A 14,305-nucleotide genomic window follows, 5' to 3' on the forward strand; every position below is an offset into this window, starting at 1 on the left:
GACGGTGCGCGACCACCGGGCCGCCGGTCTCGAAGCTACTGCTGATGTGGGCATCGGTTGTCTACCTCCGCCACCAGCATGACCAGCAGCGTTGCCCACTTGCGAGAAATGTTGCGGATCCGCATCATGGGCCCATGAACGTCACGTCAGGCGACGTCCTTGCGGGCGTCGGCCCGCGGCTGCGCGCACTACGCCAGGCCCGGAACATCTCGCTGGCCGCCCTGGCGGCGGAGACCGGCCTGACCGCAAGCACGCTGTCGCGTCTCGAGAACGGGAAACTGCGCCCGACACTGGAGCAGCTGCTGCCGCTGGCACGGGCGCACGGCGTCCCGCTCGACGAACTGGTCGCGGCCCCACCCACCGGCGATCCCCGCATCCACCTGCGGCCGGTACGGCGCTCCGGCTTCACCGTCGTGCCGCTGACCAGACGTCCCGGAGGCATCCAGGCCTACAAGGTGATCTACCCGCCGGCCGGGAAGTCGGCCACGACGAGCCTGCAGACCCACGAGGGGTACGAGTGGTTCTACGTACTCAACGGACAGGTCAGGCTCATCCTCGGTGACCAGGAATACCAGCTGGGCCCCGGCGAAGCCGCAGAGTTCGACACCCGCGTCCCGCACCAGATCGGCAGCGCCGGCCCGCAGGCCGCGGAACTGCTCACGCTGTTCAGCGCCCAGGGCGAACGCGCCCACCTGTCCCCCTCCCCGACCTCGCCCACCTGAACGCACCCACCCGCAGGATCAGGTCGTGTGGCGGATGATCGAGCCGGCGATCCGTTCGGTGAGCCCGGGTGCGAAGAACGGGTGGTGGCCCATCCCGGGCACGATCTCCAGCCGCGCCGTGGGGATCTGCGCCGCGAGCGCCTCACCGTGGGCCGGCGGGAACAGCGGGTCGTCGCTGCCGTGCAGGACCAACGTCGCAGCCGTGATGCCGGACAGCGACGCCCGCCGGTCGTCGTCCCAGCGCCGACCGGCCAGATCGTGGTTCGCCGCGGCGGCGAGGTTACCGGCCCGGTCGTGACAGTGTTCGACGAACCGCCGCGCGGCCGGCTCGTCGAAGGGCAGCACGTCACCGTTGAGCATCCGCCAGGTCTGCACGTCGGCGTCCACCCGCTGCTGTGCCGTCGCGCGGGGTGCCCTCGCCGCGTCCATCAGGTGGTCGAGGAACCGCGCCGTCGGAGGTGGGAGTTCGCCCTGCGCAGCCGGTTGACCCGCCAGCGCCCGCGCCCACGCCGGGCCGGGGTTGTTCCCCATCGGGGAGGAGGCCATGGCCGTCAGCGTGCGGACCCGGGCCGCCCGGTGCACGGCGAGCCACTGCCCGATCGCCGCACCCAGCGACGTCCCCACGACGTGCGCGGTGGCGACACCGTACGCGTCCAGGACGGCGACTGTGTCCGTGGCCAGGTCGGCGAGTGCGTAGGGGTGCGTCGTGAAATCGACGGAGTCGGAACGGCCGGTGTCGCGGTGATCGAACCGGATCACCTGCCGGCCGCTGTCCACCAGGGCCTCGACCAGCTCGTCGGGCCAGCCGATGCCCTGGGTGGACGTGCCCATGACCAACAGGACGGTGGGGTCGTCCGGCTGCCCGAAACGCTCGGTCCACAACCGGAGGTGCCCGCGACGAACGAAGTTCTCCTCGCCAGTAAGCATGGCGGCACGGTAGCGGTCACCGGTTCACCGGTAGGCAACTACCCGTTGTAGTGGAAAATCGTGCCCGTGAGATAATAGAGGGGCAGGACGGGGCCTGCGGCGAGCCGGCTGCGGTCGTCGACCCGCCGGCCCGAGAATCGACGGATGGCGACGGCTCTGCGCTACCACGCGGCTCTGCACTACTACGTGGTCCACGACGGTGCCGGCGAGCCGGAGGGGTTGCTGGCCGAGGAGTTCCTCCTCGCGGCAGACCACTCCTGTGTCGGGCTGGTGGGTGGCGGCTGGAGCCGCTCGGAGGGCCGGTGGCGCGACGCGTCGGCCACCAGCCGACGCCTGCGGGTCGATCCCACGCTGCGGGCCCGGGTGACGCCCGTCAGCCGGGACGGGGCGGCGACGCTCTACCGGGAGTTCTGCGGTGCTGCCCTGCCGGACGAGGCCGCGTTGCGGACGTGCTTCGGTGTGCTTCCCGCGCCGCCGTCGCCGCCCCTGCTGCTGCACCGGTCCGAGGCCACACCGGGGTTCCGCGAGACGCGCACCTACCGGATCCTGTTCGCCGGCGCGCTGACCCCGGGCGGTCTCACGGCGCTCGGCGGGGCGTGGCGGATGCCGGTCACCGGCGACCTCGCGGAGCCCGGGGTGCGCGTCCTGGGCACGGTGTGCCGTCAGGTCGGCCGCGACGCATTCCGCTGGGAACTGCGCCGGGTCGCCGCGGGCGCCGCCTGGGGACTCGACGTGACGTGCGACCTGACGGGCGACCGCGACGACGCGGTCGGCGTGCTCCTGCACGCACTGACGGCGCAGGTGCGGCTCCAGGGGCTGGTTCCCGTCACCATCGACCGGTTCCGCTGAGCGTCACGGCTACGGCTTCGCGACTGCCGGCGCACGGCGGTGGGCTGCCCGGCGCTCTCGGGGCCGGACGTGGATCGCGCCGTCGCGGACGGCCCACCTGGTCGGGACACGACGACGTCGGGCTACCGCGGCGGATCGCGTAGCAGGGACAGCGATCGGTCGAGCCACTCGGTCAGCAGCGTGCGTTCGGCGTCGGTGAGGCCGGGCAGGTCCGGCGTCACCGCCGCGAGGGTCACCGCGACCGTGTGCAGGGTCGGGTCGGGGGTCACCGGGGCGGCGGTGAGGATGCCGCCGAGGACGGCGTCGAACACGGCGTCGCCGAGTCCGGGGTCGCGTTGCGACGCGGGGGTCCCCAGCAGGGTGAGGATGACGCCGGTGCCGGCGGAGTGGATCATCATGGTGGCCCGCTGCTCGTCGACCCGCAGCAGGCCGGCGGCGGCGAGCCGGCGCACCCGCGAGCGCAGCACCGCCAGACCCGCCACCGACGCCGGGGACGGGTCGCCGGGCCCGCGCGTGCCGAGCAGCCGGAACAACTCGGGGTTGGCCAGGCCGAACTCCAGGTGCGTGCGCCAGCCGGCACGCAGGTCGGCCACCGGGTCCTGCGGCGCGGCGTCCGTGGCCACCGCCTTGGTGGCGACGTAGCTGGCCAGCACGTGTTCGGCGACGGCGTCGACGAGGCCGTTCTTGTCGCCGAACAGCCGGTAGATGGTGGGTGCCTGCACGCCTGCGGCCTGGGCGACGGCGCGGGTGGTCACCGCGTGCGCCCCGTGCTCGCGCAGCAGTCGGGCGGCTGCGGTGACGATGTCGGATCGCGCGTCGTCGCGGGGCGGGGTGTCGGGCGTCACGGTCACGGATCAACGATAACAGCACCTTGTTAGCGACGACTTAGCGGTGTTAACGTCTGCGCCGTAACGTTGATTCGTCGAAGGGATCCCCTCGTGTTCGTCATCACCGGTGCCACCGGGCAGCTCGGCTCCCGGATCGTCGACCAACTGCTGGCCCGGGTGCCCGCCACCGCCCTCGGGGTGAGCGTGCGCGACGTCGACAAGGCCACCCACCTGGCCGAACGCGGCGTGCGGGTCCGCCGGGGGGACTTCACCGACCCCGCCACGCTGGAGCACGCCTTCGCCGGGGCCGACCGGGTGCTGATCGTGTCCGCCGCCATCCGGGGCGGCGACGCGGTCACCGCGAACCGGGCCGCGGTCGACGCCGCCCGCGCCGCGGGAGCCGCCCGCATCCTGTACACCAGCCACCAGGCCGCCTCCCGCGACTCGCTCTTCCCCGCCCAGGTCACCCACGCCGCCACCGAGGAGCACCTGGCCGCGACCGGGGTGCCGTTCACCGCCCTGCGCAACGGCTTCTACGCCGGCGCCCTCGGGTTCGTCATCGGTGACGCCCTGACCACCGGCCGCCTGGTCGCACCGGCCGACGGGCCGGTGTCCTGGACCGCGCACGACGACCTGGCCGAGGCCGCCGCCATCGCGCTGACCGGTCAGGGCGTGCTCGACGGCGTCACCCCCGCGTTGACCGCCGGGGAGGCCCTCGACCTGACGGACGTCGCCGGCATCCTCACCGACCTCACCGGACGCACCGTCACCCGGCTCGTCCTCGACGACGACGAGTGGCGGGCCGCCGCCGTCGCCCGGGGTATGCCCGGGGCCGCCGCCGACTTCACCCTCGGCATGTACCGGGCCGCCCGGCGGGGCGAGTTCGCCGTCACCGACCCGACCCTGGAGGCACTCCTCGGCCGGCGTCCGGCACCCGCCCGGTCGGTGCTCGAAACCTTCGTCGCCGCCGCGTCCCCCACCGGCCCGCAGCCGGCACGTCGGGCCTGAGCCGCGCCACACGACCCGGCGCGCGGGACACGGTGGTGCGAGGATCGGTCGCATGCCCACCGAGGAACGGGTGACCGGGCGCGGGGTCCGGGACGCCGTCGACGAACTGACCCGCACGCTCGGCCCGCACACCGACCGAGACTGGACCGGCCCCGCCGGGGACCTTGCGTGGTCGTGCTGGACGACCGCCGCGCACATAGCCCACGACCTGCTCGGCTACGCCACCCAGCTCACCGGCCGGCCCGACACCGGCTACCTCCCGCTCGACCTGCGGGTCCACCCCGACGCCACCCCGGCCCAGGTGCTGGTCGTGGTGGCCGCCTGCGGGGGGCTGCTCGCCGCCGCGCTCGACACCGTGCCCGCACCCACCCGCGCCTGGCACTGGGGGCCCTGCGACCCGGCCGGCTTCGCCGCCATGGGCATCGCCGAGACGCTGCTGCACACGTACGACATCACCCGCGGGCTCGGGGTGACGTGGCGGCCGCCGACGGCACCCAGCGCGGCGGTGCTGGGGCGGCTGTTCCCCGACGCGCCCGCCGGCGACCCGGCCGACGTGCTGCTCTGGATGACCGGGCGGGCCACCCTGGGTGAGTGGCCCCGCCGCACCGCGTGGACCTGGCGGGCTGCCGTCGACTGATCGGGCGGCTACCCCGGTGGTCGCCGCCACGGCCAGCGGAACCGGGGACGTCGTCGTGCCGGTGGCGCGGGTGTCGGAGCGGACGGCGCGGGGGCGGCGCGGGTGGCGCGGTGGGCCCGCCACTGGCGCAGCACCGCCTCGGTGTCGACCGGGCGGACCGCCACCCGGGGCCCCGCGGGGTACCGCAGCCACGCCACGATCTCCTGGTTGAGCAGCCCGACGAACTCCCGCACCGACTCCTCGGTGGGCAGGTCACGGACCTCGTCGGGCACCTGCTCGACCCGACGGCGCAACTGCAACGGGGTGGGCAGCAGCAGGTCGGTGGGCAGCGCCTCCCGCTCCAGGAAACTCGTGATCCACCAGGACTCGTCGTAGGGGACGTCGCGGCCGGGGATCGGTTTGCCCATGCCGGGCAGGTTGTCGAACTCGCCCCGTTCCTGGGCGCTGCGGATCTGCGCCTCGACAGCGGCCTCCCACGCGTCCACCATCCTCCGGACACCTCCCCCGCCACCGTATCCGCCCGGCCGTCACCGGTGCAGCGCCTGCGGGGCGGGCGGCATTCCCCGGTGTTCAGCGGTGGTGCCGTACGTGGCGGTGCCCGTCGAGGGGGAACGGCGGCCGGGCGGGCAGCACCTCGACGAAGGGGAAGCCGCTCTTCTGCGCCACCCGGCAGGACGCCGGGTTGTCCAGTTGGTGCAGCAGCTCCAGGCGGGCCAGCCCGGTCGCGGCGAACCGGGTGAACGCCCACCGGCTCACCGCGTCCACCGCCCGGGGCGCCACCTGACGGCCGCGTGCCGGCCCGGCCGTCCAGTAGCCGATCTCCGCGTCGACGCGGCCCGGCACCACGTCCTTGAGCAGGACGCAGCCGACCACCCGGTCGCCGTCGGACGTGGCTTCGCAGACGGCGAAGCTGAACCGGCGGCCCGCCGCCCAGCCCTGCCGGTTGCCGTCGACCCACCGCCTGGCCTGCGTCGGCGTGGTCAGCGGGTTACGGGTGCGGGCCCGCAGTTCCGGGTCCCGGTGCGCCTCGACCAACGCGTCGATGTCGTCGTCGCGCCAGCAGCGCAGGAGCAGTCCGGGTGCGGTGACGGTGGGGGCGGCCCGCAGGGTCACAGACATCTGAGCAGTGTGGCCGCTACCCCGCCCGTCCGGAACCCCCGCGGGGGCCGGGCACCACGGGGCGTCGCGGGACGACGGCGCGGCGTAGGGTGCGGGGCAGGTGCGGCAGGACGGGGGCGGCGATGGTCACGGTCGGTGCGGTGGCGGGAATCGCCCTGGTGGCGCTCGGTCTGGTGCTCACCCCGGGGCCGAACATGGTCTACCTGGTGTCCCGGTCGGTCAGCCAGGGCCGGCGGGCCGGGCTGGTGTCCCTGCTCGGGGTGGCCGCCGGGTTCGGCGTCTACCTGGCCGCCGCCGTCGCCGGCATCGCCACGGTGTTCGTGCTGGTGCCGCCGCTGTACACGGCGGTGAAGCTGGCCGGTGCGGCGTACCTGCTGTGGTTGGCGTGGCGGACGCTGCGCCCCGGTGGGCGTTCGGCGTTCACGCCGCAGGAGCTGCCGGTGGACCGGCCGCGCCGGCTGTTCGCCATGGGCCTGCTCACCAACCTGCTCAACCCCAAGATCGCCATCTTGTACGTGTCGTTGCTGCCGCAGTTCGTCGACCCCGCCCGGGGTGACGTGGCGGTGCAGAGCCTGCTGCTCGGCGGCACCCAGATCACCGTCGCGTTGACGGTGAACACGCTGATCGTGCTGACCGCCGGGTCGGTGTCGGCGTTCCTGGTGCGCCGGCCGGGCTGGGCGCGGGTCCAGCGGTGGGTGACGGGCAGCGTGCTCGCCGCGATGGCGGTGCGGATCGCGGCGGACCGGTCCCGGGCCGCGGTGGCGGCCGGCTGATCCGCTCAGACCGGTGACGGCCGGGGTGCCGCCGCCGGCAGTGCCCGGTTCACCGGGCCGTCGACGGCGGCCACGGCCAGTCCGATCGCGTAGAACATCACCGACAGGTTCATGTCGGTGAAGCCGTAGAACGGGGCGAGGGCGAGGGCGACCACCGGCACCACGCTCAGCCACCGGCCGGCCGCGGACACCGCGACGGCGGTGCTGCGGACCAGCACCGCGAGTAGGGCCAGCAGCGTCAGCAGGGCGGGGATGCCGTGGCTGTACGTGGTCAACCAGACCTGCCCCTGGGTGCCGAGGGGTTCCGCGCCGGTGGTGGTGTCGGCGCTGCGGGGGGCGCCGTAGCCGAGCAGCGGCGAGTGCAGGACCGCGTCGAGGGTCTGCCGGTACAGGTCGGCGCGGTCGCGGGTCGAGTCGGTGTTCTCCACCCGGTTCATGATCATGTCGCCGACCGGGACGACCAGGGTGACCACCCAGGCCACGGCCATCCCGGCGGTGATCGTGCCGATGAGCCGGACGTCGCCGCGCGCCAGGGCGCGCAGCCCCAGGTAGAGCAGGCCCACTCCGAGGCCGACGAACATGCCCCGGTTGAGGGTGAGGAACGCCGGCACCAGGGCCAGCGGCAGGGACACCAGCAGCACCCGGCGCAGCGGTCCGGTGCGCACCGCCGACAGGTACGCCAGCACGCACGGCACGAGCAGCGCGAACCCCGTACCCCAGTTGTTGGTGTACGGGTACGGGGCGGCCGTGCGGTAGTACGGGTTGCGGCCGGTGGGGTTGAACTCGGTGGAGTGCACGTGGGTGACCGCCCGGATCATCCGCTGCCCGGCCAGCCCGTCAGGCAGCAGCACCTCCACCGGGGTGGTCAGCGCCAGTCGGGGGGCCAGCACGCCGACCCAGCCGAGCGCGACCATCCCCAACCAGAACAACAGCACCGGTTGGAACAGCCGGTCCCAGCGGGCCCCCTGCCGGGCGGCGGTGTAGACGTACAGGTAGACCACGAGGGCGGTGAGGACGAAACCCAGCCGCAGGCCGTAGACGAGCAGGCTGCTGGCTTTCTCCAGTCGGGTGGCGCTGACCACGATGAGGCCGACGAGGACGAACCACAGCGCCGAGCCGGGCGGCCAGGACACCCGGCCGTGGGTGAGCAGGACCACCGCCAGCAGCATCCCGAACAGCGCCCAGCCGAGGTAGAGGCCACCGAGCAGCCACCACAGCGGCATCGCCGCGAACATCAGGTACAGCGGCCAGAGCGGCAGTGTGCGCGGTGCCGTCGTGTTCCTCGTCCCCACCGGGGCAAGGTTAGGCGGGCGGGGTCCGGTCGGTCATCGGCGGAGTGGCTGTGACGGACGCCATCGGGGCCGGTTCCTCGCGGACCACCGCGACGCCGCCGGCCGGCAGGACCACCGTGCCGTCGGCGGGGGTGTCGGTGAACAGGTCGACGCCGGTGACGGGCACCCGCTGCGGCCGGTCGGTGTGGTTGAGCAGGAACAGCCAGCTCCCCTGCGGGCCGGCGCGGCGGACCGCCTCCACCCCGGGTGGGGCGTCCGGGCAGACCGGGGCGAGGCCGGCGGTCCGGGCCACCTCGGTGAGCAGCCGCCGGTAGGTGCGGTCGTCGGGCCGGGTCGACAGGTACCAGGCGGTGCCGTCGCCGGTGCGGTGCCGGGTCACCGCCGGTCGGCCGTCGAGGACCCCACCGACGTACGTGCCGACCGGTTCGGCGCCGCACAGGTGGACGGTCTCCGACCAGATCCGGCCGGTCCCGCCGCCGGAGAGCAGCACCTGTTCGTCGGCGGCGAGCGGGTGGAACTCCTCCACCCGCAGGCCGAGCAGGTCCCGGTACGCGCCGGGGTAGCCGCCGAGGTGCACCCGGCCGTGCTGGTCGGCCACCCCGCTGAGGTAGCTGACCAGCAGGTGTCCGCCCGCCTCGACGTGGGCGCGGACCCAGCCGGCGACATCGTCGTCGGCCAGGTAGACGGCGGGTAGGACGAGCAGCCGGTACCGGTCGAGCGGGTCGCCGGGGACGACGATGTCGCAGCCGTACCCGGCCCGCCACAGCGCCCGGTGCGCGGCGGCCAGTTCGGCGTGGCCGTCGAGCAGGGTCGAGGGCATGCCGGGGTGGCGCAGCGCCCAGCCGCTGGCGGCGTCGAAGGCCAGTGCGACCGATGCGGTGACCTCGCCGGCGGTGACCTCGGCGAGCCGGTCGAGGTGCTCGCCGAGGCGGACCGTCTCGCGGAACACCCGGGTGTCGGGGCCGGTGTGCGGCACCAGCGCGGAGTGGAATCGTTCCGCGCCGCCGGCCGGGGCCCGCCACTGGAAGAACATCGCCCCCCGGGAGCCGCGGGCGACGTGGGACAGGCTGTGCCGGGCCATCCGGCCGGGTTCCTTGGTGTGCGAGCGGCCGGTGGTGTGGATCTGGCTGGCGGCGCTCTCCATCAGCAGCCAACCGGCCGGCCCGTCGGCGGGGGCCGCGCCGCGTCGGGTGGCGGCCCGTCGGCGGCCGTGGCGTGCCCAGCCGCGGGCCAGGTCGGCGGCGAGGGCGGTCTGTTCCTCGGCGCCGCCGTCGACGGCCGACGGGTAGTGGTCGACGGCGACCAGGTCCACCTCGGCCGCCCAGCGGGCGTGGTCGACCGGCACCCAGTCGCCCAGGACGTAGTTGGTGGTGACCGGCAGCGCCGGGTTGGCCGCGGTGAGCAGGTCACGTTGTTCGACGTACGCGGCGAGCAGGGTGTCGGACCAGAACCGCCGGAAGTCCAGCAGCTGGCCGGGGTTGCCGAGGTACTGGGTGGCCCGGGGGGTGCTCACGTACGCCCAGTCGGTGTAGTGCTGGCTCCAGAAGCTGGTGGCCCAGGCGGCGTTGAGGGTGTCCAGGTCGCCGTGGCGTTCGACGAGCCAGCGGCGGAACGCGGCCTCGGCGTGCGGGCAGTGGCAGGTGGTGCCGTACTCGTTGTGCACGTGCCACAGGGCGACGGCCGGGTGGTGGGCGTAGCGGGCGGCGAGGGTGGCGGCGATGCCCCGGGCGGCGGCCCGGTAGGCGGGGGCGGCGGCGCAGTAGGTGTCGCGGCTGCCGTGGTGCAGCCGGACGCCGTCGGCGGTGACCGGCAGCGCGTCGGGGTGGGCCAGGGAGAACCAGGGCGGTGGGGAGGCGGTGGGGGTGGCCAGGGCGACCCGGATGCCGCCGTCGTGCAGCAGGTCCAGCACCTCGTCGAGCCAGCCGAAATCGTAGCGGCCGGGGGCGGGTTCGAGCCGGGACCAGGCGAACACACCGACGGTGACCAGGTTGATCCGGGCCCGGCGCATCAGGGCGACGTCCTCGCGCCAGGTGGCGGCGGGCCACTGCTCGGGGTTGTAGTCACCGCCGTAACAGAGCCGCCCGTCGTCCCACATACTCACCATCCCGTCGACTTTGTTTGATAGGTGTCCAAACTATGGAGGTGATTTACCCATGTCAATCAGGTTGATCGCGAGTCAATCGAAGTCCCTCGTTGACAGTTCGTTGGGAAGGCAAAGAAACTGTCGGTACCGCCGGAAAACGTGCCCGAGGAGACGCCGATGCCGTACCGACCGCCACTGGTCCCGTACGAGACGTTCGTGGCCGACCCGCCCGACCTGCCCGTACGGGAACCGGGCGAGGACGGGGTCGCCACCGTCGGCCGGGCCGAGGTCGTCGCCACCGACGAGCACGGCGTCACCGTCAAGGCCGCCCTGTCCGACGGCGGCAGCCTGGTGGTCCGCCTCGACGCCGCCGGCCACGGCGTGATCCGGGTCCGCCTCGCCGAGGACCCGCAGGCCCGCAGCCGCTCGGCCCGCGCGTTGCCCCTGGTCCACCCCCGGGCCCACCCCGCCGCGATCACCGTGGACGACACCCACGTGCTCATCGACGCCGGCGCGGTCGTCGCCGAGATCCGTCTCGACCCCTGGCACCTGCGGTTCCTCACCCCCGACGGTCGGGTGCTGCTCGACCAGGACCCGGGCACCAGGGACATCAGCGGCCGACGCCGCACCCTGCCGTTCGGCCGCAGCAGCGCCGACGGCGCGCCCGTCGCCTGGCATGAGAGCTTCGTGGCGTTCGGCGACGAACGGTTCGTCGGCTTCGGGGAGAAGTTCACCCCGCTGGACAAGCGCGGCCAACGGGCCCTGATGTGGAACTACGACGCCTTCGGCGGGGAGTCCGAGCGGTCCCACAAGAACGTGCCGTTCTACCTGTCCGACCGGGGCTACGGGGTGCTCGTCGACAGCGGCATGCCGGTGCAGTTCGACGTCTGCCAGTCCACCCACAGCGCCGTGCAGATCATCGTCCCCGACGACCTGCTCGACTACTACGTGCTCGCCGGCCCCACCCCCGTCGAGGTGCTGGACCGGTTCGACGAGCTGACCAGCCGGCCGTACCTGCCGCCGAAGTGGGCCTTCGGGGCGTGGATCTCCTCGGGGTTCTACCCCGACAGCCAGCAGCGGGTGCTGCAGCGGGCCCGCCGCATCCGGGACCGCGACATCCCCTGCGACGTGCTGCACCTGGACTGCTACTGGCAGGTCGCCGGCCGCTGGTCCGAGCTGCGCTGGGACGACGAGGCGTTCCCCGACCCGGCCGGGATGCTGGCCACCCTCGCCGGGCAGGGGTTCCGGGTGTGCCTGTGGATGAACCCGTACCTGATGACCGACAGCCCGCTCTACGCCGACGCGGCCCGCGCCGGCTACTTCCTGCACCGCGCCGACGGCAGCACGTACGTGGCGGACGTGTGGCACGGCAGCTACCCGGCCAGCGCCATCGTCGACTTCACCAACCCCGACGCCGTCGCCTGGTTCCGGGGGCTGCTGCGCCCCCTGCTGGAGCAGGGGGTGGCGGTGTTCAAGACCGACTTCGCCGAGGGGGTGCCGGCCGACGCGGTGGCGCACAACGGCATGACCGGCGTCGAACTGCACAACGTCTACACCCTGCTGTTCAACGACATCGTCGCCGACCTCACCGAGGAGGTCGCCGGGCACCGTACGGTGTGGGCCCGCTCGTCGTACCTGGGCGGGCAGCGGCACAGCGCGCAGTGGAGCGGCGACGTCAACGCCACCTGGCCCGGCCTGGCCAGCACCCTGCGCGGCGGCCTGTCCCACGGGCTGTCCGGGGTGCCGTTCTGGAGCCACGACACCGGCGGCTTCCACGGCACCCCCGAGGCGGACCTGTACGTGCGGTGGACCCAGTTCGGGGCGCTGTCGCCGCTGGTCCGGCTGCACGGCACCACCAGCCGGCTGCCGTGGGACTTCCCCGCCGACACCGAACGCGACGCGGTCGCCGCGCTGCGGCTGCGCTACCGGCTGATGCCGTACCTGTGGTCGGCGGCGGTGGAGTCGGCGCGTACCGGCGCGCCGATGATGCGGGCGCTGCTCGTCGACACCCCCGAGGACCCGACCGCGTGGACCACCGACCTGCAGTACCGGCTCGGCACCGACCTGCTCGTCGCCCCGGTCACCGACCCGTCCGGGCGGCGGGCCGTCTACCTGCCCACCGGCGACGACTGGATCGACGCCGGCACCGGCGAACGGCACGGCGGCGGCCGGCACCTGCGGGTGGCCGTGCCGCTGCACCGGCTGCCGCTGTTCGTCCGGCACGGCGCCCTGGTGCCGCTCGTCGCGGCCACCGGCACCGTCGGCGACGGACCGTTCGACGACGTCACCCTGGTCAGCTGGGGTGGCGTGGACGCCCGCACGGTGCTGCACGACGTCGACGGCGACACCGTGGTGCAGGCGCTGCGCGACGGCGACACCCTGCGGGTCCGCACCGACGGGCCGCTGCGGGTCCGCCGGCTGAGCGTGGTCGGCGACGACGCCCCCCGCCGGCTGCTGCTCAACGGCGAACCGGTCACCCCGACGCCGTTCACCCCGTGGTTCCCACCGGACTGACCCCACCGGGCCGGGTGGCTGTCCGGGCTCCGGACGTGCCGCTAGAGTTAGTTGAGTTTCCAGCCGAACAGACGTACCGACGGCGCACCGGCCCGCCGACGGCGTCGCCCACCGGCCGACCCGGCGTGCCCGTGCGGGGTCGACGGTGGGCGACGACGCACCGGCACGGCACCACCCACCGTCGGGCGCAGGGAGCGGACAGACCGTGATCAGCATCCACAACGAACCGCAGCCGACCGACCTGGGTGACGTCCGGGTGGCCAACCGGGCCGTGGTCCTGCGGCACGTCCGCCTGCACGCCCCCTGCTCCCGGGCCGACATCGCCGCCACCACCGGGCTCAACAAGGCCACCGTGTCCAGCCTGGTCACCGAACTGCTCGACAGGCGGCTGGTCCGCGAGACCGGGCTGACCGGCAACCGGGTCGGCCGGCCGGCCACCATGCTCGTCCTCGACGGCTCCCCGTACGCGGCGCTGGGCCTGCAGATCGGCGCGGACGACCTGGTGGTGGTCGCCGTGGATCCGGGCGGCAACCGGCTGCTCACCTGGCGGCGGGCGTTCCCCGCCCCGACCGCCGGCCCCGCCGACACCGTCCGGGCGCTGGTCACCCTGGCCCGCCGCGCGATCGGCCGGGTCACCGGGCAGGGCCGCACCGTGCTCGGCCTCACCGTCGGGGTGCCCGGCCTGGTCGACACCGCCGGTGGGGTGCCCCTGGCCAGCGGCCTCGGCTGGCGGGACGTGCCGCTGGCCGCCGATCTGCGGACCGCGCTGCGGGAGACCGGGTTCACCGTCACGGTGGACACCGACGCCAACCTCGCGGTGCTGGCCGAACAGCGCCACGGCGCGTACGCCGGCGCCACCGACCTGGTCCACGTCACCGGCGGGGTCTCCGTCGGCGCGGGGGTGCTCGCCGGTGGCCGGCTGCTGCGGGGCGGCCGGGGCCACGCCGGTGAACTCGGCCACCTCTGCCTCGACCCGGCCGGGCCACCGTGCCCGTGCGGCCGACGCGGCTGCCTGGCCGCGTCGACCGCGCTGCCGGCCGTGGTGGCCCGCCTGCTGCCCGACGCCACCCAGGACGGCCCGGTCACCGACTACCTGCCGGAACTCGACCGGATCGTGGCGTCGGCCCGGCAGGAGGACCCGGCCGTGCTGGCCGGGCTCGCCGAGATCGGCCGGCACCTCGGGCACGGGGCGTCGATCCTGGCGAACCTGCTCAACCCGGAGGCGATCGTGGTCGGTGGGCACTTCGCCACCCTCGCGCCCTGGCTGCTGCCGGCCGCCCGCGCGGAACTGGTCGCCCGGACCCTCGCCCCGCAGGCCGGGGGCTGCCGCCTCGACGCCTCCACGCTGGACTCCGCCGCCCCCGCGCTGGGCGGTGCCACCGCCGCGTTGGCCACCATCGAGGCCGGTCGACTCCCCGCCGGTTGATCCGGGGGCCGGTCCCCTCTTGACCGGCCGACGCGCAGGTGCCAACCTCGAACCGCCGCCCCGTCGTTCGGGCACCCGGGGCGGCACGTTTTCCGCAGTCGTCGAAGCGCTTCGCCGCTCCGGGCCGA

General features: G+C 74.2%; 13 protein-coding genes. 7 read left to right on the forward strand and 6 right to left on the reverse strand.

All coding sequences use genetic code 11. The features are described from left to right. Positions 1–134 precede the first annotated feature (134 nt). Positions 135–722, forward strand: coding sequence for a helix-turn-helix domain-containing protein (locus JQX11_RS07180; RefSeq protein WP_204924209.1), 588 nt, complete (start codon positions 135–137; stop codon positions 720–722). 18 nt (positions 723–740) lie between these two features. Here the strand turns inward: JQX11_RS07180 and JQX11_RS07185 are convergent, their stop codons facing one another. After that, positions 741–1,649, reverse strand: a complete 909-nt coding sequence (locus JQX11_RS07185; protein ID WP_204924210.1) for an alpha/beta fold hydrolase — start codon at positions 1,647–1,649, stop codon at positions 741–743. A gap of 144 nt (positions 1,650–1,793) precedes the next feature. Here JQX11_RS07185 and JQX11_RS07190 point away from each other — a divergent pair, with 144 nt between their 5' ends. Beyond that, positions 1,794–2,498, forward strand: a complete 705-nt coding sequence (locus JQX11_RS07190) for a hypothetical protein (RefSeq protein ID WP_204924211.1) — start codon at positions 1,794–1,796, stop codon at positions 2,496–2,498. Positions 2,499–2,620: 122 nt separating this feature from the next. On the opposite strand, the gene JQX11_RS07195 is transcribed toward JQX11_RS07190, so the two are convergent. After that, positions 2,621–3,349, reverse strand: a complete 729-nt coding sequence (locus JQX11_RS07195; RefSeq protein ID WP_307826100.1) for a TetR/AcrR family transcriptional regulator — start codon at positions 3,347–3,349, stop codon at positions 2,621–2,623. An 87-nt stretch (positions 3,350–3,436) separates the two neighbouring features. On the opposite strand from JQX11_RS07195, the gene JQX11_RS07200 reads away from it, so the two are divergent. Further along, on the forward strand, positions 3,437–4,333 hold the full coding sequence (locus JQX11_RS07200; protein ID WP_204924212.1) for an NAD(P)H-binding protein: 897 nt from the start codon (positions 3,437–3,439) through the stop codon (positions 4,331–4,333). A gap of 52 nt (positions 4,334–4,385) precedes the next feature. Next, complete coding sequence (locus JQX11_RS07205) at positions 4,386–4,970, forward strand: maleylpyruvate isomerase N-terminal domain-containing protein (protein WP_232377456.1); 585 nt, start codon at positions 4,386–4,388, stop codon at positions 4,968–4,970. 8 nt (positions 4,971–4,978) lie between these two features. On the opposite strand, the gene JQX11_RS07210 is transcribed toward JQX11_RS07205, so the two are convergent. Next, complete coding sequence (locus JQX11_RS07210; RefSeq protein WP_204924213.1) at positions 4,979–5,458, reverse strand: DnaJ family domain-containing protein; 480 nt, start codon at positions 5,456–5,458, stop codon at positions 4,979–4,981. 82 nt (positions 5,459–5,540) lie between these two features. After that, on the reverse strand, positions 5,541–6,089 hold the full coding sequence (locus JQX11_RS07215; protein WP_204924214.1) for a GNAT family N-acetyltransferase: 549 nt from the start codon (positions 6,087–6,089) through the stop codon (positions 5,541–5,543). Positions 6,090–6,211: 122 nt separating this feature from the next. On the opposite strand from JQX11_RS07215, the gene JQX11_RS07220 reads away from it, so the two are divergent. Then, on the forward strand, positions 6,212–6,862 hold the full coding sequence (locus tag JQX11_RS07220; RefSeq protein ID WP_204924215.1) for a LysE family translocator: 651 nt from the start codon (positions 6,212–6,214) through the stop codon (positions 6,860–6,862). A 5-nt stretch (positions 6,863–6,867) separates the two neighbouring features. Here JQX11_RS07220 and JQX11_RS07225 read toward each other — a convergent pair whose 3' ends face one another. Together JQX11_RS07225 and JQX11_RS07230 are read right to left on the reverse strand one after the other, a co-directional pair. Then, entirely contained in the window at positions 6,868–8,154 is a 1,287-nt protein-coding gene (locus JQX11_RS07225) for an O-antigen ligase family protein (protein WP_307826101.1), read from the reverse strand. Positions 8,155–8,164: 10 nt separating this feature from the next. Beyond that, entirely contained in the window at positions 8,165–10,258 is a 2,094-nt protein-coding gene (locus JQX11_RS07230) for a beta-galactosidase (RefSeq protein ID WP_204924216.1), read from the reverse strand. 156 nt (positions 10,259–10,414) lie between these two features. Between JQX11_RS07230 and JQX11_RS07235 the strand changes: the two genes are divergently transcribed. Both JQX11_RS07235 and JQX11_RS07240 read left to right on the forward strand, forming a co-directional pair. Continuing rightward, entirely contained in the window at positions 10,415–12,751 is a 2,337-nt protein-coding gene (locus JQX11_RS07235; protein ID WP_204924217.1) for a TIM-barrel domain-containing protein, read from the forward strand. Positions 12,752–12,956: 205 nt separating this feature from the next. After that, positions 12,957–14,177, forward strand: a complete 1,221-nt coding sequence (locus JQX11_RS07240) for an ROK family transcriptional regulator (protein ID WP_204924218.1) — start codon at positions 12,957–12,959, stop codon at positions 14,175–14,177. Positions 14,178–14,305 lie beyond the last annotated feature (128 nt).

The sequence above is a fragment of the Micromonospora humida genome (assembly GCF_016901255.1).
Lineage (GTDB): Bacteria > Actinomycetota > Actinomycetes > Mycobacteriales > Micromonosporaceae > Micromonospora > Micromonospora wenchangensis.

Coding starts and splice junctions, on each gene's coding strand:
- JQX11_RS07180 (WP_204924209.1), top strand. CDS start 135: ATGAACGTCACGTCAGGCGACGTCCTTGCGGGCGTCGGCCCGCGGCTG.
- JQX11_RS07185 (WP_204924210.1), bottom strand. CDS start 1,649: ATGCTTACTGGCGAGGAGAACTTCGTTCGTCGCGGGCACCTCCGGTTG.
- JQX11_RS07190 (WP_204924211.1), top strand. CDS start 1,794: ATGGCGACGGCTCTGCGCTACCACGCGGCTCTGCACTACTACGTGGTC.
- JQX11_RS07205 (WP_232377456.1), top strand. CDS start 4,386: ATGCCCACCGAGGAACGGGTGACCGGGCGCGGGGTCCGGGACGCCGTC.
- JQX11_RS07210 (WP_204924213.1), bottom strand. CDS start 5,458: ATGGTGGACGCGTGGGAGGCCGCTGTCGAGGCGCAGATCCGCAGCGCC.
- JQX11_RS07215 (WP_204924214.1), bottom strand. CDS start 6,089: ATGTCTGTGACCCTGCGGGCCGCCCCCACCGTCACCGCACCCGGACTG.
- JQX11_RS07220 (WP_204924215.1), top strand. CDS start 6,212: ATGGTCACGGTCGGTGCGGTGGCGGGAATCGCCCTGGTGGCGCTCGGT.
- JQX11_RS07230 (WP_204924216.1), bottom strand. CDS start 10,258: ATGGTGAGTATGTGGGACGACGGGCGGCTCTGTTACGGCGGTGACTAC.
- JQX11_RS07235 (WP_204924217.1), top strand. CDS start 10,415: ATGCCGTACCGACCGCCACTGGTCCCGTACGAGACGTTCGTGGCCGAC.